The organism is Bradyrhizobium sp. IAR9, assembly GCF_013408065.1.
In the GTDB taxonomy this organism is placed as follows: domain Bacteria; phylum Pseudomonadota; class Alphaproteobacteria; order Rhizobiales; family Xanthobacteraceae; genus Bradyrhizobium.
On record NZ_JACBZW010000003.1, the window covers coordinates 407,979 to 430,525 of the forward strand.

The 22,547-nt window shown below is 65.3% G+C and carries 21 protein-coding genes; 7 read left to right on the forward strand and 14 right to left on the reverse strand.

Going from position 1 to position 22,547, the window contains the following annotated elements; genetic code table 11:
• Positions 1-118: 118 nt before the first annotated feature.
• The 8 genes from GGD67_RS10945 to murJ all read right to left on the reverse strand — a co-directional run bounded on the left by GGD67_RS10945 (position 119) and on the right by murJ (position 6,888).
• Entirely contained in the window at positions 119-799 is a 681-nt protein-coding gene (locus GGD67_RS10945) for an HAD family hydrolase (RefSeq protein WP_179732636.1), read from the reverse strand.
• Positions 800-878: 79 nt separating this feature from the next.
• Positions 879-1,334: a Fur family transcriptional regulator gene (locus GGD67_RS10950; protein ID WP_018319430.1), complete on the reverse strand. Its 456-nt coding sequence runs from the start codon at positions 1,332-1,334 to the stop codon at positions 879-881.
• Positions 1,335-1,373: 39 nt separating this feature from the next.
• Complete coding sequence (gene rimI / locus GGD67_RS10955) at positions 1,374-1,859, reverse strand: ribosomal protein S18-alanine N-acetyltransferase (RefSeq protein ID WP_018319431.1); 486 nt, start codon at positions 1,857-1,859, stop codon at positions 1,374-1,376.
• Positions 1,856-2,551, reverse strand: coding sequence for a tRNA (adenosine(37)-N6)-threonylcarbamoyltransferase complex dimerization subunit type 1 TsaB (gene tsaB, locus GGD67_RS10960; protein WP_179733045.1), 696 nt, complete (start codon positions 2,549-2,551; stop codon positions 1,856-1,858). The genes rimI and tsaB overlap by 4 nt, the downstream gene beginning before the upstream one ends.
• A 211-nt stretch (positions 2,552-2,762) precedes the next feature.
• Positions 2,763-3,332, reverse strand: a complete 570-nt coding sequence (locus GGD67_RS10965) for a NifU family protein (protein WP_179732638.1) — start codon at positions 3,330-3,332, stop codon at positions 2,763-2,765.
• Between the two features lie 302 nt (positions 3,333-3,634).
• Positions 3,635-4,129 (reverse strand): universal stress protein, encoded by a 495-nt coding sequence (locus tag GGD67_RS10970; RefSeq protein ID WP_179732640.1) that lies wholly within the window; start codon positions 4,127-4,129, stop codon positions 3,635-3,637.
• A gap of 91 nt (positions 4,130-4,220) precedes the next feature.
• On the reverse strand, positions 4,221-5,273 hold the full coding sequence (trpS, locus tag GGD67_RS10975) for a tryptophan--tRNA ligase (RefSeq protein WP_018319435.1): 1,053 nt from the start codon (positions 5,271-5,273) through the stop codon (positions 4,221-4,223).
• 82 nt (positions 5,274-5,355) lie between these two features.
• Positions 5,356-6,888: a murein biosynthesis integral membrane protein MurJ gene (murJ, locus tag GGD67_RS10980; RefSeq protein WP_179732642.1), complete on the reverse strand. Its 1,533-nt coding sequence runs from the start codon at positions 6,886-6,888 to the stop codon at positions 5,356-5,358.
• 125 nt (positions 6,889-7,013) lie between these two features.
• On the opposite strand from murJ, the gene GGD67_RS10985 reads away from it, so the two are divergent.
• Complete coding sequence (locus tag GGD67_RS10985) at positions 7,014-8,015, forward strand: adenosine kinase (RefSeq protein ID WP_179732644.1); 1,002 nt, start codon at positions 7,014-7,016, stop codon at positions 8,013-8,015.
• Positions 8,016-8,170: 155 nt separating this feature from the next.
• On the opposite strand, the gene GGD67_RS10990 is transcribed toward GGD67_RS10985, so the two are convergent.
• Together GGD67_RS10990 and GGD67_RS10995 are read right to left on the reverse strand one after the other, a co-directional pair.
• Complete coding sequence (locus tag GGD67_RS10990) at positions 8,171-9,865, reverse strand: AMP-binding protein (RefSeq protein WP_179733047.1); 1,695 nt, start codon at positions 9,863-9,865, stop codon at positions 8,171-8,173.
• Between the two features lie 119 nt (positions 9,866-9,984).
• Positions 9,985-11,178, reverse strand: a complete 1,194-nt coding sequence (locus tag GGD67_RS10995) for a serine hydrolase domain-containing protein (RefSeq protein WP_018319439.1) — start codon at positions 11,176-11,178, stop codon at positions 9,985-9,987.
• A 347-nt stretch (positions 11,179-11,525) separates the two neighbouring features.
• Here GGD67_RS10995 and GGD67_RS11000 point away from each other — a divergent pair, with 347 nt between their 5' ends.
• Together GGD67_RS11000 and GGD67_RS11005 are read left to right on the forward strand one after the other, a co-directional pair.
• Positions 11,526-11,846, forward strand: a complete 321-nt coding sequence (locus GGD67_RS11000) for a hypothetical protein (RefSeq protein ID WP_018319440.1) — start codon at positions 11,526-11,528, stop codon at positions 11,844-11,846.
• A gap of 118 nt (positions 11,847-11,964) precedes the next feature.
• Positions 11,965-13,458: an NAD-dependent succinate-semialdehyde dehydrogenase gene (locus GGD67_RS11005; protein ID WP_179732645.1), complete on the forward strand. Its 1,494-nt coding sequence runs from the start codon at positions 11,965-11,967 to the stop codon at positions 13,456-13,458.
• Positions 13,459-13,510: 52 nt separating this feature from the next.
• Here GGD67_RS11005 and GGD67_RS11010 read toward each other — a convergent pair whose 3' ends face one another.
• From GGD67_RS11010 to GGD67_RS11020, 3 genes are all read right to left on the reverse strand, one after another.
• Entirely contained in the window at positions 13,511-13,786 is a 276-nt protein-coding gene (locus GGD67_RS11010; protein WP_179732647.1) for a hypothetical protein, read from the reverse strand.
• 256 nt (positions 13,787-14,042) lie between these two features.
• Positions 14,043-14,957 (reverse strand): phosphoribosylaminoimidazolesuccinocarboxamide synthase, encoded by a 915-nt coding sequence (locus tag GGD67_RS11015; RefSeq protein WP_179732649.1) that lies wholly within the window; start codon positions 14,955-14,957, stop codon positions 14,043-14,045.
• A gap of 78 nt (positions 14,958-15,035) precedes the next feature.
• A complete protein-coding gene (locus GGD67_RS11020) occupies positions 15,036-15,953 on the reverse strand; it encodes a pirin family protein (RefSeq protein ID WP_018319445.1) in 918 nt (305 codons plus the stop codon).
• 339 nt (positions 15,954-16,292) lie between these two features.
• Here GGD67_RS11020 and GGD67_RS11025 point away from each other — a divergent pair, with 339 nt between their 5' ends.
• Together GGD67_RS11025 and GGD67_RS11030 are read left to right on the forward strand one after the other, a co-directional pair.
• Positions 16,293-17,354: a helix-turn-helix domain-containing protein gene (locus tag GGD67_RS11025; RefSeq protein ID WP_179732651.1), complete on the forward strand. Its 1,062-nt coding sequence runs from the start codon at positions 16,293-16,295 to the stop codon at positions 17,352-17,354.
• A gap of 146 nt (positions 17,355-17,500) precedes the next feature.
• Positions 17,501-18,928: a serine hydrolase gene (locus GGD67_RS11030; protein ID WP_179732653.1), complete on the forward strand. Its 1,428-nt coding sequence runs from the start codon at positions 17,501-17,503 to the stop codon at positions 18,926-18,928.
• Between the two features lie 191 nt (positions 18,929-19,119).
• On the opposite strand, the gene GGD67_RS11035 is transcribed toward GGD67_RS11030, so the two are convergent.
• Complete coding sequence (locus GGD67_RS11035) at positions 19,120-20,487, reverse strand: MmgE/PrpD family protein (RefSeq protein ID WP_179732655.1); 1,368 nt, start codon at positions 20,485-20,487, stop codon at positions 19,120-19,122.
• A 118-nt stretch (positions 20,488-20,605) separates the two neighbouring features.
• Here GGD67_RS11035 and GGD67_RS11040 point away from each other — a divergent pair, with 118 nt between their 5' ends.
• Complete coding sequence (locus GGD67_RS11040; RefSeq protein ID WP_179732657.1) at positions 20,606-21,721, forward strand: aromatic acid exporter family protein; 1,116 nt, start codon at positions 20,606-20,608, stop codon at positions 21,719-21,721.
• A 316-nt stretch (positions 21,722-22,037) separates the two neighbouring features.
• Positions 22,038-22,532, forward strand: coding sequence for a septal ring lytic transglycosylase RlpA family protein (locus GGD67_RS11045; RefSeq protein WP_018319450.1), 495 nt, complete (start codon positions 22,038-22,040; stop codon positions 22,530-22,532).
• The last annotated feature ends 15 nt before the right edge of the window (positions 22,533-22,547 follow it).

The window sequence follows — 22,547 nt, forward strand, 5'->3', positions numbered from 1 at the left end:
CTCTTGAGCCGTCATTCCGGGGCGCGACGCAGTCGCGAACCCGGAATCCGGGAGGTTTTGGGCGAGATTCCGGGTTCACGCCTCCGCGCGTGCTCCGGAATAACCGGGAAGAAGCCCCTCAGCCCGCCAGGACATCCGCGCCGACCCGCCGGACCAACTCCGGCAATTGATGCATGTCGGCAAAGGTCAAGTCAGCGCCGGCCTGACGCAGGGTCTCGGCATGGCCCTCCCCGCAGTGGCTGCCCCCGTAAAAGCCGAACACCGTCATGCCGGCGGCCCGGGCGCCGGCAATTCCGGCCAGGCTGTCCTCGATCACGACACAGCGCTCGGGCGGCAGGCCCATTTCGTTCGCCGCGAACAGGAACAGGTCCGGCGCCGGCTTGCCGTTCCTCACCTGCGAGGCCGAGAAGATATTTGGCGCGAGACGTTCGTAGAGGCCGGTGCTTCCCAGGCTCACGCGCATGCGCTGATGCGAGCCGCTAGAGGCGACGCAGACGGCTTGCGTGACGACATCAAGCACATCGCGAATGCCGCGGATCGCCTCGAGGTCGGCCTCGAACGAGCGGAACAGCTCGTCCTGCAGATCGCCGTGATAGGCCTCGGGCAGCTTGCGGCCAAGCTCGGTCTCGATCTCCAGATTGGCCTGCCGCGTTGAGCGGCCGAGGAAACGTTCGAACACCTGCTCCGAGGTGATCGGATAGCCGTGCCGCGTCAGCGCATCGGCATGGGCGCGACAGGAGATCACCTCGCTGTCCACGAGTACACCGTCGCAATCGAAGATGATGAGGTCTATCGGCACTAAGGCATGATCCGGAAAAGTGTGTAGCGGTTTTCCCGCGCGACAAACGCGAAACGCGTTTGCGCGGAGATCATGCCACTCAAGACGTCGGCTTGTCGTCGTCGAGCGGGACGCAATAGAGCTCGAGCCGGTGATCGACCAGCCGGTAGCCGAGCTTGCGGGCGATTTCCGCCTGCAGCTTCTCGATCTCCTCGGAGGTGAACTCGATCACCTTGCCGTCGCGCAGATTGATGAGGTGATCGTGATGGCTGTCGCGCATCTGCTCGTAGCGCGCGCGGCCCTCGCGGAAATCATGGCGCTCGATGATGCCGGCATCCTCGAACAGCTTGACGGTGCGATACACGGTCGAAATCGAGATCTTGTCGTCGACGGCAACGCAGCGACGGTACAGTTCCTCGACATCGGGATGATCGATCGCCTCCGCGAGCACGCGGGCGATGACACGGCGCTGCTCGGTCATGCGCATGCCGGTGGCGGCACAGCGCGCCTCGATGCCGGACGCCTTGGACGCGGAAGAAGGTTTCAGTGCGGTCATAGTTTGTCTGCCTGGCGGGGGCGCTTTCTGCCACCAATGTTACGACAAGTCACGTCGCATCAGAAGGGCGTTCAATTGTTCCCCGTTCGGCTGCTTATAGTAGCGTTCGCGGCGCCCGACCACCACGAATCCGGCCCTCTCGTAGAGCCGCCGCGCCGGCTGGTTATTTTCCTCAACTTCGAGAAATATTGTGCGCACGCCGCGCCCCGCGAGGTGGCCGAGATGGGTCATCAGCAGCGTGCGGGAGAGACCGCGGCCGCGATAGGCCTCGTCCACCGCGATCGAGAGGATTTCCGCTTCATCCGCCCCGATCCGCGACACCGCAAATCCGACGGTCCTGCGGCCGAGGCGCAACCGGTGCACCAGCGTGTTGCGCTCACTGAGCATGCTCTCGAATTCGCCCTCGCCCCAGCCGCGCGCGAAGGAGGCGCCGTGAAGCTGCGCCAGCTGCGCGGCGTCACGCACGGATGCGGGCTCGACGGCGGCGGTGCCGCCGCGCCACCATTCCGACAGCCATCTCATCATGGGGTCGCGGCTTGTGCTGCGAATGGCGGCTGTGCCGCCGGCTTGGCGTCGGGCGCCTTCAGATAGAACGGCCGCGCCGGATTCGTCGCGGGATCGGCGGCAGCGCCGAGCCATGCGACCCAGCCGATATCGGGCGCGGGCTGCGCGTCGACCGCGACCGGCTGCGGGACATCCTTCGGCCAGCGGTCGGCGAGGATGTTTGCGGCATTGCCGACCAGATGCGGCGGGCCGAATTGCGAGGCCGCGATCGCCTCGTCGATGGGAGCGACGCTCGGCCGCACCAGCTGGCTGCCGTCGCCGGCGACGATCTGGAAATAGACGTGGTCGTGCCGCGCGTCGATTGCGGAGATCACGGGTGCCGATTTGCTCTGGCCGACGATGGCGGCGGCATAGGCCGACAAGGTGGACAGGCCGATCGCCGGCCGCTCGGCCGCAAGCGCAAGGCCGCGCGCCGCCGAAATGCCGACGCGCAGGCCGGTGAAGCTTCCGGGGCCGATAGTGACCGCGATGCGGTCGAGCGAGGTGAAGGCGAGATTGGCCGATTGCATGACGCGCGCGATCATCGGCATCAGCGCCTCGGCGTGGCCGCGCTTCATCAGAAGCTGCTCCTGCGCAACGAGCTCGGCCGTTTCGGTGTCGAGTACGGCGACGGAGCAGGCGTCGAGCGCGGTATCGATGGCGAGGATCAGCATGGACAAGCGAATGGCGAGTGGTGAATTGCGAATAGTCTAGCGAACCAGGCGCCGATACGCCATTCGTCACGCACGATTTGCAGGCCTCCGATATGACTTACTTCGTGGGTGGGCAAAGGCGCACTTGCGCCGTGCCCACCACCTCTATCTTACGGCAGAAAAGGTGGGCACGCTTCGCTTTGCCCACCCTACGGCACCTACGATGCCGCGCTTACATCGGCCGGACTTCGACCACGTCGGGCACGAAGTGCTTCAGCAGGTTCTGGATGCCGTGCTGGAGGGTCGCGGTCGATGACGGGCAGCCGGAGCAGGCGCCCTTCATGTTGAGATAGACGATGCCGTCCTTGAAGCCGCGGAAGGTGATGTCGCCGCCGTCATTGGCCACCGCCGGCCGCACGCGGGTCTCGATCAGGTCCTTGATCATGTCGACCGTTTCGGCATCGGCCTCGTCGAAGAACTCGTCCTCCTCGTCGAGATCGGCATCGCTGTGCGCTTCGCCTCCGGCGAGCAGCGGCGCGCCGGACATGTAATGCTCCATGATGGCGCCGAGGATCGCGGGCTTGAGCTGCTGCCATTCACCGTTCGCCTTGGTCACGGTGATGAAGTCCGATCCGTAGAACACGCCGGTGACGCCGGGCACCTCGAACAGCTTTTCGGCCAGCGGCGAGCGGGCGGCGGCTTCGCGGCTCGCAAATTCCATCGGGCTGCCGTCGACCACGACGCGGCCCGGAATGAACTTCAGCGTGGCGGGATTGGGGGTGGCTTCGGTTTGAATGAACATGGTTTTCTCCAGACGTCGCCGGTTCAAGGCCGGCGCGTGCTCTATCCACTAGCAGATGGCGACGGAGAACGCACGATCAAGGGGATGTGAGATATTAGTCTATGAATTTCAGAGGGTTGGCTTCGCTTTACCCTCCCTTGGAGGGGGAGGGTCGATCGCGCGCAGCGCGAGCGGGGTGGGGTGATCTCTCAACACGGGCAGTGTGCGAGGTGGACAGACCGTCACCCCACCCCGCTACGCATTCCGCTTCGCTGCACGCGTAGCGACCCTCCCCGTCCAGGGGAGGGTAGGAGGCACCGTCGCTACGATAGCGAATCCACGCTTTGGTCGCTGAGCGCGCCGGAAATGATGGTCACGGGAATCGGGAAGGTTCCGACCGCGTGGGCCAGCAGCGCGACCAGGGGGCCAGGCCCTTCCGCGCCCGGATTGGCGGCGAGCACCAGCATGGCGATATCAGGGTCCTCGTCGATCACCGCCAGCAGTTGCTCCATCGGCACACCCTCGCGGATCACCCGCTCCGGGGTGATTGCGGCGATGCCGTTGGCGCGGCCGGCGGCACGGTCGAGCGCGGCCTCCGCCGCTTCCTGCGCTTCGGCGCGCATGATGTCGGCGACCCCCAGCCATTCCTGGCTCTGCTGTTCGGGTTCGATGATGCGCAGCATCACTACGCCGCCGCCGGCGCGGATCGCCCAGCGGCTGGCATAGTAGACCGCGCGATCCCATTCGGCGGTGTCGTCGACGACGACGAGGCATTTGGGCTTGTGACCCGGCTTGAAGCAAAGTCGCTTGCTGGTCATGCATCTCCCGGCATGTGCACGGCCGGCATGCTGCCACACTCCCGCAGGGTTGGGGAGAGGAGATGCGGCCGGCGCACTGCGCCGACCGTCTCTATCGCCGGCGGATGAAGCCGACGATGTCCTTGGAGAGCTTCATCGTCTCGTCGGCGATGGCGCGGGCCCGGTCGGAACCTTCATTCAGGATCGAATCGATATGGCCGGGGTCGGCGACGAGGCGCTTCATCTCGCCGGCGATCGGCGCCAGCTTGGTGACGCACAGCTCCGCCAGCGCGTTCTTGAAGCTGGAGAACTGGCCGCCGCCGAATTCGCGCAGCACGTCCGCCTTGGGGCGGCCGGAGAGCGCGGCGAAGATACCGACGAGGTTGTCGGCCTCGGGGCGGGCTTCCAGGCCCTTCTCCTCTGACGGCAACGGCTCCGGATCCGTCTTCGCCTTGCGGATCTTCTGCGCGATGGTGTCGGCATCGTCGGTCAGATTGATGCGCGAATTGTCCGACGCATCGGACTTCGACATCTTCTTGGTGCCGTCGCGCAGGCTCATCACCCGCGTCGCGGGGCCCGTGATCAGGGGCTCCGGCAGCGGGAAGAACAGCCCGTCATTGGCCCCGAGGTTGCGGATCGAGTCGCCAAAGTCGTTGTTGAACTTCTGCGCGATGTCGCGCGAGAGCTCGAGATGCTGCTTCTGGTCCTCGCCGACCGGCACATGGGTGGCGCGATAGAGCAGGATGTCGGCCGCCATCAGCACGGGATAGTCGAACAGGCCGACGGAGGCGTTCTCGCGGTCCTTGCCGGCCTTCTCCTTGAACTGGGTCATGCGGCCGAGCCAGCCCATGCGCGCGACGCAGTTGAAGATCCAGGCGAGCTCGGCATGGCCGGAGACCTGGCTCTGGTTGAACACGATGTGCTTCTTGGGATCGATGCCGCTCGCGATGAACGCCGCGGTCACCTCGCGGGTGTTGCGCGCGAGCTCGGCCGGCCCGCCCCAGACGTCCACCCCCTGCGTGATCGCGTGCATGTCCACGACGCAATAGATGCAGTTGTGGGTTTCCTGCATCTTCACGAAGTTGACGATGGCGCCGAGGTAATTGCCGAGATGCAGATTGCCCGTCGGCTGGACGCCCGAAAAGACCCGTTCAACGAATGGCATGGTAAGCCTTCCCATAGGTATTCGGCCGTCGTTTCCAACAGCGGCGCTGCCCCGTCAAGGGCAATTCGCAAGCGCAGCCCGTTCAGGCGGGCCGCTTCAAGGCGGCAGCCGCCTCGCGCCACGAGGCCGCGCCCAGGATCTGCAGCAGCAGGCCATAGACCGCGATGCCGGCCCCGATCTGCAGGCCCAGCACGACGAAGCGGATGAAGCCATGCGCGTCTGAAGGCACAAGGCCCGTGGTCAGCCAGAGCAGGGCGCCCATGGCGGCTGCGGCGAGCACGATCCGCGGCAGCCGGTTGCGGGCAGCAGTGTCGACCGAGAAGCCGAACTCCCTGGTGCCCTTCCGAAGCAGCGAGAGCGCGCCGCTCCAGGCGCCGGCCGCGATGCTCGCCGCGATCCCGCTGGCGCCAAAGAAATGGCCGAGCAGCACGGCAAGCACGACCGCGACCACAATGCCTATGGCGGTGGCCCTGAGCGGCGTCATCGTGTCGCTGCGGGCATAGAAGGCCGGCGACAGCGCCTTGATCAGCACATGGGCCGGCAGACCCAGTGCCAGCCACATCAGCGCGTGCGCGGTCGCCATGCTGTCCTCGGCGCCGAAAGCGCCATGCTCGAACAACAGCCGCACGATCGGCTCGGCCAGCACGATCAGGCCGAGCGTGGCGGGGAGTGCCAGCCCCGTCGCAAGCTCCAGCGCGCGCGATTGTGCATGCGCCACCGTATCACGGTCGCCACCACTCACCGCGCGCGTCAGCTCCGGCACCAGCACGGTGCCCATGGCGACGCCGACGATGCCGAGCGGCAGCTCGATCAGGCGGTTGGCGAAATAGAGCCAGGACACCGCGGACGGCGTCGCCGATGCGATGATCGCGCCCGCGACCATCAGCCATTGCGGTCCCGAGCTTGCGATCATGCCGGGGATCGCCTTGGCGAAGAAGCTGCGCATCTCCTTGTCGAAACTGACGCGCAGAGGCGTGGCAAGGCGCGCACTGCGCTGCGACAGCAGCATCAGGAGTTGCAGCAAGCCGGCGATGCCAACGGTGGCCGCCAGCAGCCACGCGGCGAAGCCGGCGTCGGCGTGCCAGACCAGGAGCAAAGCGATCGCGGCGATCAGCGCGATGTTGAACAGCAGCGGCGAGAACGCGGTGAGCGCAAATCGCCCTTGTGCATTCAGCAGACCCATCAGCACGGTGACGGGACCGGCGAAGGCGAGATAAGGCAGCATCAGCCGCGCATTCTGGACCGCGAGATCGAGCGTGCCGGTACCGAGAAAGCCGGGCGCGATGACCGTCATGATCAGCGGCATCAGCAGGGCAATGCCGAGCGAGATCGCAATCAGCGCCGCACTGACCGTGCCGAGCACGCGTCCGGCGAACGCCGCCGCAGCCGCCGGGCCGTCGCGGTCACGGATGCGCAGCCAGGCCGGGATCAGCGCCGCGTTCAGCGCGCCTTCGCTGAGCAGCCGGCGCACCACATTGACCAGCTGGAAGGCGGCCAGGAATGCGTCCGCCACGGCGCCGGTGCCGAGCAGCGCCGCGATCAGGGAATCGCGGGCAAAGCCCAGCAGCCGCGAGGCCAGTGTTCCCGTCGAGACGGTCAGGAAGGAGCGGATCATCGGCTCTTTATCATACCGTTGCTTGCTCGCGCAGGCCCGGTCGTGATAGGCCGCGAGCCAGATTTCGGGATGACAGGAAGCGGATTTCCGCAGGGTTCGCAATCCGCCAAACAGGATCAAGGTGAATGGCTGACGTGAAATATGACGTTCTCGGCATCGGCAACGCGCTGTTCGACGTGCTGGTCAGGACCGACGAGGCCTTTTTGGGCAAGCATGGCATGACCAAGGGCAGCATGTCCCTGATCGACGAGGCGCGGGCGGCTGCCATCTACAAGGACATGGGGCCGGCCACGGAAGTCTCGGGGGGATCTGCCGCCAACACCATCGTCGGCATCGGCAGCCTGGGGGCGCGCGCCGCCTATGTCGGCAAGGTCAAGGATGACCAGATCGGCAAGCTCTATGTCCATGACATCCGCGCTGCCGGCGTCGCCTTCAACACGCCCGCCGCGCAGGACGGCCCCGCCACCGGCTGTTCCTACATCCTGGTCACCGGTGACGGCGAGCGCACCATGAACACCTATCTCGGCGCCGCCCAGGATCTTTCGCCCGCCGACATCGATCCGGCCGAGATCGCCGCCGCCGGCATCGTCTATCTCGAGGGTTATCTCTGGGACCCCAAGAACGCCAAGGACGCCTTCGTCAAGGCGGCCAAGATCGCCCATGATGCCAAGCGCAAGGTGGCGCTGACGCTGTCGGATTCCTTCTGCGTCGACCGCTATCGCGACGAGTTTCTCGCGCTGATGCGCGACGGCACCGTCGACATCGTCTTTGCCAACGAATCCGAGCTGCATTCGCTCTACATGACCTCGGATTTCGACACCGCCCTGAAGCAGCTGCGCAACGACGTCAATCTCGGCGTGGTCACCCGCAGCGAGAAGGGCTGCGTCGTGGTGACACCGACCGACGCCGTCGCAGCCCCGGCCTCGCCGGTCACGAAACTGGTGGACACGACCGGCGCCGGCGATCTCTTCGCAGCGGGCTTCCTCTACGGCCTTTCACGTAACCTCGCGCACAAGCAGTGCGGCGAGCTCGGCGCGCTCGCGGCCGCCGAAGTGATCCAGCACATCGGTGCGCGTCCGCTTGTGTCGCTGAGGGAGCTGGCCCAGCAGCGCGGGCTGACGGTTTAGGGAAGTCGCGCACCAGCCTCGCTGTCATCGCCCGGCTCGACCGGGCGATCCAGTATTCCAGAGGCGGTTGTGATTGAATCGAGAAGCCGCAGTGTACTGGATTCCCCGCTTGCGCGGGGAATGACAGCCGTCGTGCGGAAAGGGTACTCAGTCCCTCACGCCGTCTTCGCCGCTTTCAGTCCCAGCCGCTCCTCAACGGCATCGCGCATCACGAATTTCTGGATCTTGCCCGTGACCGTCATCGGGAATTCATCGACGAACTCGACGTAGCGCGGGATCTTGTTGTGGGCGATCTGGCCGTCGCAGAAGGCGCGGACCTCCTCAGCCGTCAGCGTCTCGCCCGGCCTGACGCGGATCCAGGCGCAGAGCTCCTCGCCGTAGCGGGTGTCGGCGACGCCAAAGATCTGCACGTCCTGGATCTTGGGGTGACGGTACAAGAACTCCTCGATCTCGCGCGGGTAAAGGTTCTCGCCACCGCGGATCACCATGTCCTTGATGCGGCCGACGATGTTGCAATAGCCGGCGGCATCGATGGTGGCGAGGTCGCCGGTGTGCATCCAGCCATTGGCGTCGAGCACGTCGGACGTTTTTTCCTTCTCCTCCCAATAGCCCAGCATGACGCTGTAGCCGCGGGTGCAGAGCTCGCCGCGTTCGCCCCGCTTGACGATTTTGCCTTCGAGATCGACGACCTTGACCTCGACGTGCGGGTGAATGCGGCCGACCGTGGAGACGCGGCGCTCGAGTGGATCGTCGGTCGCGCTCTGGAAGCTCACTGGGCTGGTCTCGGTCATGCCATAGGCGATGGTGACCTCGCGCATGTTCATCTCGGTGTTGACGCGCTTCATCACCTCGATCGGGCAGGGCGCGCCGGCCATGATGCCGGTGCGCAGTGATTTCAAATTGAAATTCTTGAATTCGGGGTGATCGAGCTCCGCAATGAACATGGTCGGCACGCCATACAGCGCGGTACACCTCTCCTGCTCGACCGCGCGCAGCGTCGCGAGCGGATCGAAGCCCTCACCCGGGTAGACCATGGTGGTGCCGAGCGTGACCGAGGCAAGGTTGCCCATCACCATGCCGAAGCAATGATAGAGCGGCACCGGAATGCAGATGCGATCCTGCTCCGTCAGCCGCATCGCGCGTCCCGTGAAATAGCCGTTGTTGAGGATATTGTGGTGGGTCAGCGTGACGCCCTTTGGCGATCCCGTGGTGCCGCTGGTGAACTGGATGTTGACGGGGTCGTCGAACTGGAGCGCAGCACCGAGCGCGGCAAGTTGTTCGCGATGCTCCGCTCGGCCCATGCGCGCGGCCTCCTCGAACGCGACAGTGCCTGAGGCCGCCGGGCCGCCGATCTGGATCACCATCCGCAAGGCCGGCAATCGCGCCGCCTGCAGCTGTCCGGGCGTCGCGCCCGCCAGCTCCGGCAACAGCGTGTTGAGCATCTCCATGTAATTGCTGGTCTTGAACGCGGTTGCCGTGACGATCGCCGCACAGCCGACCTTCTTCAGCGCGAATTCCAGCTCGCTCAAGCGATAGGCCGGGTTGATCGTCACCAGGATGAGTCCGGCCTTGGCAGCGGCGAACTGGGTCAGCGTCCATTCCGGCCGATTCAGCGACCAGATGCCGATCCGCTCCCCGCGTTCGAGTCCGAGCGCGAGAAAGCCGTCGGCGAGCGCATCGACCCGCTCGGCGAATTCTTTCCAGGTCCATCTGACGCCGTGGCTGGGCGAGACCAGTGCCTCGCGATCGCCCCAGCGCCGCACGGCGCGGTCGAGGCTGCGACCGATGGTGTCGCCGAGCAGCGGCGTGTCCGAGATGCCGCAAACGTAGCTGTCGGCTTTATCTGCCAGATCGTCCGCCAAGTTCGTCTCCTCAAAGCTGGTGCCTCGTGCCTGAAGCCGATGGCCTTGGGCACGAGGTTATCGATTGTGGCGAAGGCGCGCGACGCCGCTCACCTCATACTAAGTGGCTAGGCCGCCTTCTGCCCGCTCCCCGCATCGAGCCCGGCGTACACCCCGCGCTCGAAGCCCGCGAATGTCTCCAGGCACTTTCCATCCGCGAACGGCAGCAGCTGCATCAGGATCACCCCGGTGACGTCACGCGCCGGGTCGATCCAGTAATAAGTGTTGGCAAGGCCCGCCCAGGCGAGGCTGCCGGCGCTGCGGCCTTCAGCCGTCTTGGCGGTGTTGATCATGAAGCTGAGGCCCCACTTCTTGACCTGCTCCGGATAGAGATCGACGTCGTTGGTGTACATGGGCGCCGCCGTCGTCATCTTGGTCATGTTGAGATCGCCCATCTGGTTCTGGCTCATCATGGCGATCGTATCGGCCTTCAGCACCTGGTTGCCGTTGCCGCTCCCCTTGTTCAGGATCATCTGGGTGAACTTGATGTAGTCGGCTGCGGTCGAATAGAGGCCGCCGCCACCCATGTGGAATTCCGGATTCTGCTCGAGCTCGAACGGGATCGATGCGAGCTGCCCGTCCTCGCCGCGCGCATGCATGCCGACGAGGCGCTTGCGCATGCTGTCGGTGATCTTGAACGCCGTGTCGCTCATGCCCAGCGGCGCGAAAAGATTGTCGCGCAGGTAGGCGTCCAGCCGCTTGCCGCTGACGGCTTCCACGGCCTTGCCGACGAAATCGATGTTGGTGCCGTATTCCCAGCGCGTGCCGGGATCGGTCATGACAGGCGTCTTCAGCGCCGCGTTCTGGCAGGTGGTGATCGCGGGAATGCCGTTCTTGTCGAGATAGACCGCCAGATCGCCGTTCCACATGTTGTAGCAGAAGCCGGCGGTGTGGGTCATCAGCTGGCGCAGCGTGATCGGCCCCTTCGCCGGCCGCAGCTTCGCCTCGCCCTTGGCATCGAAGCCCTCGAGCACTTGCGGATTGGCGAGATCGGGCAGCACGTCGCCGATCGGCGCGTCCAGCGACAGCTTGCCCTGCTCGACCAGCTGCATCGCGCCCGCCGATGTCACCGCCTTCGTCATCGAGGCGATCCAGAACACGCTGTCCGCTGTCATCGCGTCGGGCTTGGACAGGTCGCGCTTGCCGAACGCGCCCTGATACAGCACGTCGTTACCGCTGGCGGCGATGGCGACGACGCCGGGGATCTCCTTGGCGTCGCTCTTCTGACGCAGAATCTCATCGATCTCAGCTTTGCTTTGCATGGCGTTTCCTCGAGTTTGATTATTGTTGGCAGTGATCGATTGTCCTCCCGCACGCTCCGCGCGGCAAGCGCGTCCAGATGCCCGCTTCGGTCGCGATGTCGTGACTTGACGGTCCGTGCCCCACGCAGGACGACAAGCAGGCCGAACGGCAACACTCCGTCACAATCTGCGGTGGATGACCGCATCTCGCCGTGACCGTGAATGGGCGCTGGCGATATGATTCCAGTGTTTGAAGCACTTGAAACATTTTGTGCGTTGCGGCGTTCAGCACTCGGCCAATCGACGGCCAACGTTAAGACTTGATGCAAATTTGGCGGTCGCCGAGCGGCCGCGAGGGGGGACCTCAGATGATTTCGACCTGGAGCGAATGGAAGCGCTATCCCCGTCCCGGACGGGGCGAGAACCTGGAGGCGCCGATTTCGCCTGGGATCTACGAGGTGCGGATCGCCGGGACCGGCGCGCTCTATTCCTTCGGTGCAGTCGACAATCTGGCGCAGGCGCTGGCGCTGCTGCCGGTGGGCTCCAAGAACTGGTTCGGCCGCCGCAACCCGTCCGACGTTCCCGATCTCGAATACCGTACCTGCGCAACCTCGTCGAAGGCCGACGCCAAGGCCGCGGCCGAACGCATGATCGGTCGCCGCGAGACCTATATGAGCGGCGCGGCCTAAGCCGCTGCCGGTTTAGCTCCCATCAGATGTGCGTTGTGGGACGGTGCATTGCGCGCTGCTTGTCCCTATATTCCGGCCGATCCGATCGCCCCAAAATGATCGTTCGAGGAGTAACGCCATGACCCCGCCCGCTGCCGCACGCGCCACGCAAGCCACCGCCACCCTCCGCGACCGGTTGAAAGACCCCTCGCTCCTGAAGGAGGCCTGCTACATCGACGGCAACTGGGTCGGCACGCCGGTCTTCGCGGTGAACAATCCCGCGACCGGCGTCGAGCTTGCAAAAGTGCCGCAGCTCGGTGCCGACGATACCACCAAGGCGGTCGAGGCCGCTCAGCGTGCCTTTCCGGCCTGGGCCAAGCACACCGCCAAGCAGCGCTCCAACATCCTGCGCAAATGGTTCGAGCTGATCATCGCCAGCCGCGAGGATCTCGCGCTGATCCTGACCTCCGAGCAGGGCAAGCCGCTCTCGGAAGCGCTCGGCGAGGTCGATATCGGTGCGGCCTATATCGAGTTCTTCGCCGAGGAAGCGAGGCGCGTCTACGGCGAGACCATTCCGACGCAGCGGCCCGACGCGCGGCTGCTCGCGATCAAGCAGCCGATCGGCGTCTGCGGCGCGATCACGCCATGGAATTTCCCGAACTCGATGATCACCCGCAAGGTCTCCCCGGCGCTCGCCGCCGGTTGCACCGTGGTGCTCAAGCCCGCCAACGAGACGCCGCTGTCGGCGCTGGCGCTGGCCGTGCTTGCCGAGAAGGCCGGAATCCCCAAGGGCGTGCTCAACATCATCACCGGTGATGCGCCGCCGATCGGCAAGGTGCTGTGCGAGCATCCGGCGGTGCGCTTCGTCGGCTTCACCGGCTCGACCGCGGTCGGCAAGATCCTCTACCAGCAGGCCTCCGTCGGCGTGAAGCGGCTTGGCCTCGAGCTCGGCGGCAATGCGCCCTTCGTGGTGTTCGACGACGCCGATATCGACGCTGCGGTCGAAGGCGCCATCGTCTCGAAATATCGCAACATGGGTCAGACCTGCGTCTGCGCCAACCGCCTCTACGCCCAGGACAAGATCTACGACGAGTTCGTGCAGAAGCTGTCGAAGAAGGTCGCCGCGATGAAGATCGGTGACGGCACCGAGAGCGGCGTCACGCAGGGCCCGCTGATCAACCTGAAGGCGGTCGACAAGGTCGAGCGCCACATTGCTGATGCGGTGAAGCGCGGCGCCAAGGTCGTGACCGGCGGCAAGCGCAGCGAGCTCGGCCGCTCGTTCTTCGAACCCACCGTGCTGGCCGACGTCAAGTCGGACTCGCTGGTGTCGCAGGAGGAAACCTTCGGGCCGCTCGCGCCGGTGATCCGCTTCAAGGACGAGGCCGACGTGGTCGCGATGTGCAACGCCTCGCCGTTTGGCCTGGCGTCGTATTTCTACTCCCGCGATCTCGGCCGCGTCTGGCGCGTCGCCGAAGCGCTGGAGTCCGGCATGGTCGGCGTCAACACCGGTCTCATCACCACGGAAGTCGCGCCCTTCGGCGGCGTCAAGGAAAGCGGCCTGGGACGTGAAGGCTCACGTCACGGCATGGAAGAATATGTCGAGATCAAATACGTGATGATGGCGGGGGTGTGACCGGCAATCGAGGCTCCCGCGCCGGCGATTTGGACTCGCCGGCGCGAATGCATCAGCGGCACACGTAGGCGCCGTTCACATAGACGCGGACGCATGCTGCGCCGGCAGCTGCCGCACCCACAGCCGCGCCACCGACGACCGCGCGCCGCGTGGTTCGGCGTGCGACGCCGGCGACGCTCGCTGGGGTGGCCGGTCGGCCGACCCTGGCTTCGGCGCTTGAAACGCCGAACACGGTGCCGGCGTCGTTCGACCATTGGGTCGAGCCGAAAATTCCGCAGCCCAGAACGGCTGCAAAAAATAGCGTTCGCTTGATGCCGACCAGCCTCATGGCAACCTCCCTCGTTGTTGTATCAAGCCGAGGTGATCAGCTTCCTTTTATCGTTGGCTCCCGGTTTGATCTGGATCAATGGAGTCGAGATCGCAGCCCAGATGGGGCCAAAGCGCCGCCCTAAGGACGAGCTCCACTTAAATCCGAATTCTCTGCTCGTCGGACGGTTCCGGATCTGCGCTACGCTTGTCCGGGACGACAGCGAAGTGTGAATGACGGTCGACGTAGGAGGTGGGGCGTGCGGCAGCAATCGCGCCTAGACCTTCAGCTCCGTGCCCGTCACCCGCCGATACGCCTCCAGATAGCGCTTGCTGGTCGCGTCCACCACGCTTGCCGGCAATGGCGGCGGCGGGGCGTCGCCGTTCCAGCGGCCGGCACGGCGCTCGACGTCGAGATAGTCGCGCAAGGGTTGCTTGTCGAAGCTCGCCTGCGGCTGGCCGGGCTTGTAGGCATCGACCGCCCAGAAGCGCGAGGAATCCGGCGTCATGACTTCGTCGATCAGGATGATGCGGCCGTCCTTGTCCCGGCCGAATTCGAACTTGGTGTCGGCGATGATGATGCCCTGCTCGCGCGCCAGCTCCTCGCCGAGCGTGTAGATCGCGCGGGTCATGCTCTCCAGCGTGTAGGCGACCTCGTCGCCGACGACCTCGCGCATTTTCGCAATCGTGATGTTCTCGTCATGGCCGGTCTCGGCCTTGGTCGCCGGGCTGAAGATCGAAGGCTCGAGCTTCTCGCTCTCGACGAGGCCGGCCTTCAGCTTCTCGCCCGCGAGCGTGCCGCTGGCGGCGTACTCCTTCCAGGCCGAGCCCGAGATATAGCCGCGGATCACGCACTCGATCGGGAACACGGTGGTGCGCTTGCACAGCATGGCGCGGCCAAGGATCTCGGCGCGGTGCGGTTTCAGCGCCGGCACGGCCGCGATGATCTCGTCGGTATCGGCGCTGATCATATGATGCGGCACCACGCCTTCCAGCTTGCCGAACCAGAACGCGCTGATCTGCGTCAGCACCGCGCCCTTCATCGGGATGGTCTCGCCCATCACAACGTCAAAGGCGCTGATGCGGTCGGTGGTGACGAGCAGCAGGCGGTCGTCGTCGACGGCGTAGATATCGCGCACCTTGCCGCGTCCGATCTTGGTCAGGGGCAGGTCGCTGGAGAGCATGGTGGTCATCGGCAAAGCTTTCGCGGACTTGGCTTTCAGGCGGGATATCCGGCCGCACTGGACAGCACGGCCGGCAACCGGGTTAGCCTATTCCGGCAGCGGAATGAACTCATGTTCCTGCGGAACTGCCGCGAAACGGCCGGTTTTCCAGTCCTGCTTGGCCTGCTCGATCCGCTCCTTGCTGGAGGACACGAAATTCCACCAGACGTGGCGCGGCCCCTCCAGCGCATCGCCGCCGAGAAACATCATCCGGGTCGCTTTCAGCGCCTTCACGGTGATGCGGTCGCCCGGGCGGAAGATCAGCAGTCGCGGCGCCTCGTAACGCTCGTTTGCGATCTCGACCTCGCCGTCGACGATATAGATCGCGCGCTCCTCATGATCGGGATCGAGCGGCACGCTCGCGCCGGCGGCGGCCGTGACCTCGGTGTAGAACCAGGGCGACACCATCGCCACAGGCGACGTGATGCCGAACGACGTGCCTGCGATCACCCGCGCGGTGAAATCGCGCTCGGAGATCATCGGCAAATCGCCGGCGCCGTAATGCTGGAACGACGGCGCGATCTCTTCCGATCCCGCCGGCAGCGCGATCCAGCTTTGCAGGCCCAGCATTTTCTGGCCCGAGGCGCGCTGCGCTTCGGGCGTGCGCTCGGAATGCGCGATGCCGCGCCCGGCCGTCATCAAATTCATCGCGCCGGGCGCGATCTCCTGGACATTGCCCTCGCTGTCGCGATGCATGATCGCGCCATCGAACAGATAGGTGACGGTGGCAAGTCCGATATGCGGATGCGGCCGCACGTCCATGCCCTTGCCGGAGACGAACTGCACCGGACCGAAATGATCGAAGAAGATGAAGGGCCCGACCATCTGCCGCTTGCCATGCGGCAGCGCACGCCGCACCGCGAATCCGTCGCCGAGATCGCGCGTGCGCGGCACGATGACGAGATCGAGCGCATCGCAGGACATGGGATCGCCGAGCACGGGATCGTTCGAGGGTTGCCAGCTCATGGTGGATTCCTTCCGTATTAAGCGAGCGCGATCGTAGCAGGATTTGACGTCGCCGTCGCGACAAAGGCCGGGGGCCGTCGCCGGGGGCAATCGCTCCACATACTCCGCTGTCATGCTCCGCGAAAGCGGTGCATCGAGCCGTAGGGTGGGCAAAGGCGCGCTAGCGCCGTGCCCACCATCTTTCTCTGATCGAGAAGAAGCGGTGGGCACGCTTCGCTTTGCCCACCCTACGATCTGTGAAACCGGGCGCTGACAGTTGTGAGTAAGGATGGTCCTTGAAAAAATAACGCCAACGAACGATGTTCGGCTGGTTCCAACCACTCCCGTTCGCCCCAGCCGATGACCCTTGCCGCAACCGAGCTCGCCTTCCGCGCTGCCAGCGTTGCGCTGCTGCTGATGCTGGCGGCGTCATTGGTCTCCGATTTCCGCAATGTGCTGGCAGCCCGCCTCGGCGCCGCCTTCGCGCTCAGCTCGGCCGCGCATGCAGTGAGCTATTCGGTGGATGTCACCTCGCCGATCGCGCTCTGGCATGCACCGCTGATCGCGTTGTCGACTGGCACCATCGTAGTGTTCTGGCTGTTCACACGCTCCCTGTTCGACGACGAGTTTCGCCTCCGCTGGTGGCACGGATGGGTCTGGGCGCTGGTGACGGCCTTCAGCTTCGCAGGCTGCGTCTGGATTGCACCCAGCGGCCATGTGCGCTTCTCGGTGACGGTGATCAATCTGATCGTGCTCGGTTTCATCGCCCTTGCGGTCGGGCAGATGATCGCCTCCTGGCCGGCTGACCTGGTCGAGCGCCGCCGCAGCGCTCGTGTCTTCGTCGTCTGTGCAATCGCGCTCTATGGCGGGCTGAACGCGGTGCTCCAGATCGCCGTCGTCGGCCACCACGTCGGCGATGTCGCCGAAACCATCAATGCCGGCGTGCTCGCCTGCACCGTCGCGGCGATCGTCTATGCCATGATGCGCATCGATGGAGCGGATTTGTTTCCGGCCGCGGTGGCGCCCGCCCCGCCGGTTGTTTTCAGTCAGCCTGCGGCCGATGAATCCGCCGATCAAAAACTCATCGACGCCCTGATGCGGCTGATGGCGGACGAGCGGATCTATCGTCAGGAGAACATCACCATCGGCGTGCTGGCGGGTCGGCTGAAAATTCCGGAATACCGGCTGCGCCGGCTGATCAACCAGCGGCTCGGTTATCGCAACTTCAATGTGTTCCTGAACAATCACCGGATCGAGGAGGCCAAGGCGGCGCTCGCCGATCCCGCCCAGGCCGAGGTCCCCGTCATCACCATCGCGATGGATGCCGGCTTCCAGTCGCTCGGCCCGTTCAATCGCGCTTTCAAGGCGGTGACTGGGGTGACGCCGACGGAATATCGGCGGCTGAAGGTGAATGCGGCCTAGATTTTTAGACCTTTGAAATCACGTAAGAATTCCGAAATCGACTAGCCTCGATCAGTTTCGACGAGGTCGTTTTCCAAATCCGGCGAGCGCGTATCGCCCGCCTCCGGCCTGCTCTCCCGCACTCGCCCCAAAGCCGGAGAAAGCCCGTGACCCGCCGCCGCAAGATCATTCTGCTCACCACCACCATCGCCTGTGCCGGCCTCGCGCTCGGCGCCGCACGCGCCCGCGACGCGCCGAAGGTTGCGACCGGCTTCATCGCCCACACGCTCTGCTCGGAGATATTCGTCTCCGGCCTCGATCTCATGCGCGACCTCGCCGAGACCACCGACGCGATGCCGGGCGCGGGTCTGCTCACCTGGGCGATGGATCTTCGGGTCGATCGCACGCGCAAGGATGTCACGGTGTCCCTGTTCGGAATCGGCCGCAGCCATGCCGTCTATCGCGAGGGACTTGGTTGTACGCTCGAGCACGGGCAGGGGATCGCCGATGTCGCGTTGCCGCCTGACGACAGGCAGCCCGCGCTGCTCCCTGAGATCGCCGGCCCGGGGATCGTGCCGCCGCAGAGCGACGGCCTGGCAGCCGCGCTCGACCGCGCCTTCGCCGAGCCCGCGCAGCCGCCCTATCGTCACACCCGCGCGATCGTCGTGATGAAGGCCGGCCGCATCATTGCCGAGCGCTATGCCGACGGCATCGGGCCGGAGACGCAACTGCTCGGTTTCTCCATGACGAAGTCGGTGATGTCAGCGCTGACAGGCATTCTGGTGCGCCAGGGCAAGTTGAAGCTCGACGGTCCCGCACCCGTCGCTGCCTGGCAAAATCCGGATGATCCGCGTCATCCCATCACCGTCGATCAATTGCTGCGTCACACCCCAGGCATTGCGCTCGGAAGCTCGCTGGAGGCCTCGCTCGGCTCCGCGCTGGAACCGGTCAACACCATGAAATACGCCGAAGACGATATGGCCAGCTTTGCCGAGCGCGCGCCGCTTGCGACCGCGCCGGGCACGGCGTGGAATTATCACGACGGCAACTTCCTCGTCCTCGCGCATCTGCTGCGTGATGCCGCCGGCGGCAAGCCTGCCGATGCGCTCCGCTTCGCACGCCGCGAATTGTTCGCGCCACTCGGCATGGTCAACGTGACGCTTCAGCTCGACGCTTCAGGCATGATCGAGGGCTCCGGCGAAATGCTGGCCTCTGCGCGTGACTGGGCGCGCTTCGGCCAGCTCTATCTCAACGACGGCGTAGCCGGGGGCAAGCGTATCCTGCCCGAGGGCTGGGTGACCTATTCGGCCACGGCCACGCCAAACGCCTGGGTCGGCGTCGGCGCCGGCTTCTGGACCAACCAGGGCGACAGCATTGGTGCAAAGTTTCGCATCGCGCACGGCTGGCCGCGCGATGCCTTCTTCGCCAAGGGCACGATCGGGCAGTACGCGATCATGATCCCGTCGGAGAAGTTGGTGATCGTGAGGCTCGGTCGCTCACCGAACGGGCCGCTGGGGGCCGATGGCGTGTTCGATCTGGTGCGGGATGTGGTGGCCGCGACGCGCGAGAAGGGGAAGCTGGCGGGGGTGAATTGAAAGTCGAGCTTGGCGCTACTTCCCCTCTCCCCTTGTGGGAGAGGGTGGCTCGCCGCGTAGCGGCGAGACGGGTGAGGGGTCTCTCTCCGCACGCCTCCCATGCAGTTGATTGCGCGGAGACGTACCCCTCATCCGGCGCTTCGCGCCCCCTTCTCCCACAACGGGAGAAGGGAAGGAAAGAGCCGTCGCTTCTACCGCCCCAATTCCGTCGCCTTGGCCACGCGGTCGAAACGCTCCAGCGTCATGATCGCATCCGCGAATTTTTCCGCCCGCGCGTTCAGCACGGGGCGCGCCAGCGTCAGGAATTTCTGCTGCATGGCCTGCGCGTCCGGGAACGAATTCGGCTCGCCGGACGGGTCTGCATAGAGCCGCTCATGCACGCCGTCCTCGGTGGTGATGCTGACGCGGGCACCGAACGGATGGGTGCGGCCGATCTCGAGCCGGTCGTCCTGCACCACGTCGAACTTGTCGGCGAGCGCGTCGATGGCGGCATCGCCGAGGCGGTTATAGTCGTCCCAGCCGAACGAACCCTGGTCGAGCGCGAGTGCGCCGGTGAAGAACATCGAGAACTGGCCGCCGACGATCGAGGTCGGATGACGCTTGGTGGCGGCATCGCCGGTCAAGGTGATGCCGTTCCGATGCAAACCGATCTCGACGCGCTTGACCTGGTCGGGCGTCAGATTGTGCTCGCGACGCATCGCGATCAGCGCGTCGATGGCGGCATGAGTATAGCGGCAGCTCGGATACGGTTTGACGCCGATCTTCATGGTCTCGTAGGTCTTGCCGAGCTCGGCCACCGCCTTGTCCGGATGCGCATCGTCGGTGTAGCCGGCGAGCAGGCCGTGCTTGCCCTCAACTGATTCCGTCGCGCCGACGAAATCGTTGCGCGCCAGCGTCGCGGCGATCACGCCGTTCATCGCGGCGGCGCCGACCTGGTAGCGCTTGTTCCAGGCGCCGTTGACCAGGAATTGCAGAGAGCCCGCGGCCTGGCTGCCGGAGACGCCGAAGGCGGCGATGAGCTGCTGCTCGGACAGCCCGAACAGTTTGCCAGCGGCGGCCGCCGCGCCATAGGTGCCGGCGGTCGCAGTCGGGTGGAAGCCGCGCGCATAATGCGAGGTCGGGTCGAGCGCATTGCCGAGCCGGCAGCAGACCTCATAGCCCGCGACGATCGCGGTCAGCACGTCGCGGCCCGATGCGCCGACCATCTCGCCGACGGCGAAGGCAGCCGGAACGACCGGCGCGCTCGGATGCAGCGAGGAATCCGCGTGGGTGTCGTCGAAGTCGAGGGAATGGCCGAGTGCGCCATTGAGCAGCGCCGCGACCGCGGGCGTCCAGGTCTTGGAGTCGCCGAACACTGTGGATTCGCCCTTGGTGTCGAGCGCCAGCGCCTCCAGCATTTTCAGCATCGACGGGGTCGACTCCGCCTCGCGCCTGGCCCGGATCGCGCTGCCGAGGAAGTCCAGCGTCAGCACCTTGGCGCGATCCAGCACCTCGGCCGGAATATCCTGGTATTTCAGGTTGAAGACGTAGGCGGCGAGCGTTGCGGTTTCGTGGGCCATCGTGTTTCCTCGTTTTGGCGCGCAAGTTAGGCGGGCTGATTTGGCCTTTCAAGCGGCCTTGGGGCCGCGGGCATCAGCCATGCTTTTGCTTGGCCCGAGAAGATTGGGACGTCTGACGATGGCATTCGCAGGACAGGTGTGGGAGCGGATCAGGTCGCGGCGGACGCAGCTCGGGCTGGCGATCCGGGTCACGGTGGCCGCGACCGCGGCCTATGCGCTGGCCACCGCGCTGCATCTGCTATTGCCGCTCTGGGCGGTGCTGACCTCGCTGATCGTGACCCAGATGAGCGTCGGCCGCTCGTTGAAGGCGACGCGCGACTACATGCTCGGCACCATCGGCGGCGCCATCTATGGCGGCGCCATCGCGATCCTGATTCCTTATTCCAGCGAGGCGGGCCTGCTCGGCCTGCTGGTGCTCTCGGTCGCGCCGCTCGCCTTCATCGCCGCGATCAATCCGAGCCTCAGCGCCGCCACCGTGACCGCCGTGATCGTGCTCCTGGTTCCGACCATGCATCATTCCGATCCCATGACCTCGGCGATCGATCGCGTCAGCGAGGTCGCGGTCGGCGCCATTACGGGATTGCTGGTCTCGTTCCTGGTGCTGCCCTCGCGCGCGGTGCGGCAGATCCGTGCCAGCGCCGCGATCCTGCTTGAGCTGATCGCGGACGCGTTCACCGAGCTGCTCGCGGGCCTCACCCGCGGCCGCGACAACGACGCGCTGCACCGGATCCAGGACGGGATCGGCACCGCGATGGTTGGTCTCACTGCGATCGGCGCTGAAGCCGAGCGCGAGCGCGCCGCGCGGCTGTCGAGCGGTCCGGACACCGGGCCGCTGCTGCGCACCGTCCTGCGCCTGCGCCATGACGTCGTGATGATCGGCCGCGCCACCGTGGTGCCGTTGCCGATCGAGGTGCAGACGCGGCTCGCAGCTCCGCTGACGGAAGTCTCGGCCGTGATCGCACGCTTCCTGCGGTCGGCCGCGGCGGCCTTGCGCGAAGGCGCCGGCGCGCCGCCGATCCATCCCGTCCATGTCGCGCTTCAGCACTACGCCGAAGCGGTCGCCGCCGTCCGCCACGACGGCCTGATCCGCGGTCAGCCCGGCGACACTGCCGAACGCTTCTTCGCACTCGGCTTCTCGCTGGAGCAGATGCACCAGAATCTCTGCGACCTCGATCGCGTCGTCGGCGAATGGTCGGAGGCCTCGGCCGACAAATCCGCGCGCGTTGCGGAGTGAGTTCGGCGCGTTCTCGTGAGCGTCGGCTTTCGACAGCAATGCTCATGTCGTGCGGCTTGGCTCTGATCGACTGCCTGCGACCCTTGAGACGCTGCGCGCGCAAGGTTCCATCGGGTCATGCTGCTGACGCAATCTCTGTCTTAGTCGGTGTGAAGCGAAAACACGACGTGAGACCACTCCGGTTCCCACGACGGTTCCGTAGCCAGGGGTTGGCTCGAATCCGCAAAACGATTGGCGCGAGTTCATGAACGCTTCTGCGTTCGCTTGACCACGTTTGCGGTTCTGGAACCGGACAATCCAAAAAATCACAGGACTTATGATGCTATTCCGCTCGAGCGCCGCAATTTGCGGCGCCCTGGTTGCGCTCGCCTTCTCTGTTGCCGTTGCTCGAAGTGAAACACGCGGGGATCACTCAAGTGACGTCGTCGATGCCGCCTCCGGCGATGCGATCGTTGGCGCGGCGTCCACATACAATCCGTTCAAGCCCGGCAAGGAGGAGGGCGGTCCGAAGACAGCCACCGGCGAGCGTTATGATCCCTCTGCCTGGACGGCTGCGATCAAGACGAGCTTGCGTCGCAAATTCGGTGGGGTTCAATTTGGCGCGAGGCCGAAATATGCCCTCGTCGAAGCCGTGGGCAAGAAGGTCATCGTCAAGATAAATGACGTGGGGCCACTAAGACCTGGCCGCATCATTGACCTCAATGAGCGGACGATGCGCCATTTCGATCCAAGCATGGACCTCGGGGTCATTCCCGATGTGAGAGTGAGTCCGCTTGCAGGGGACAATTGGACCCCGGGGCCGGTGGGCTGAACACGGCGGTGTTCG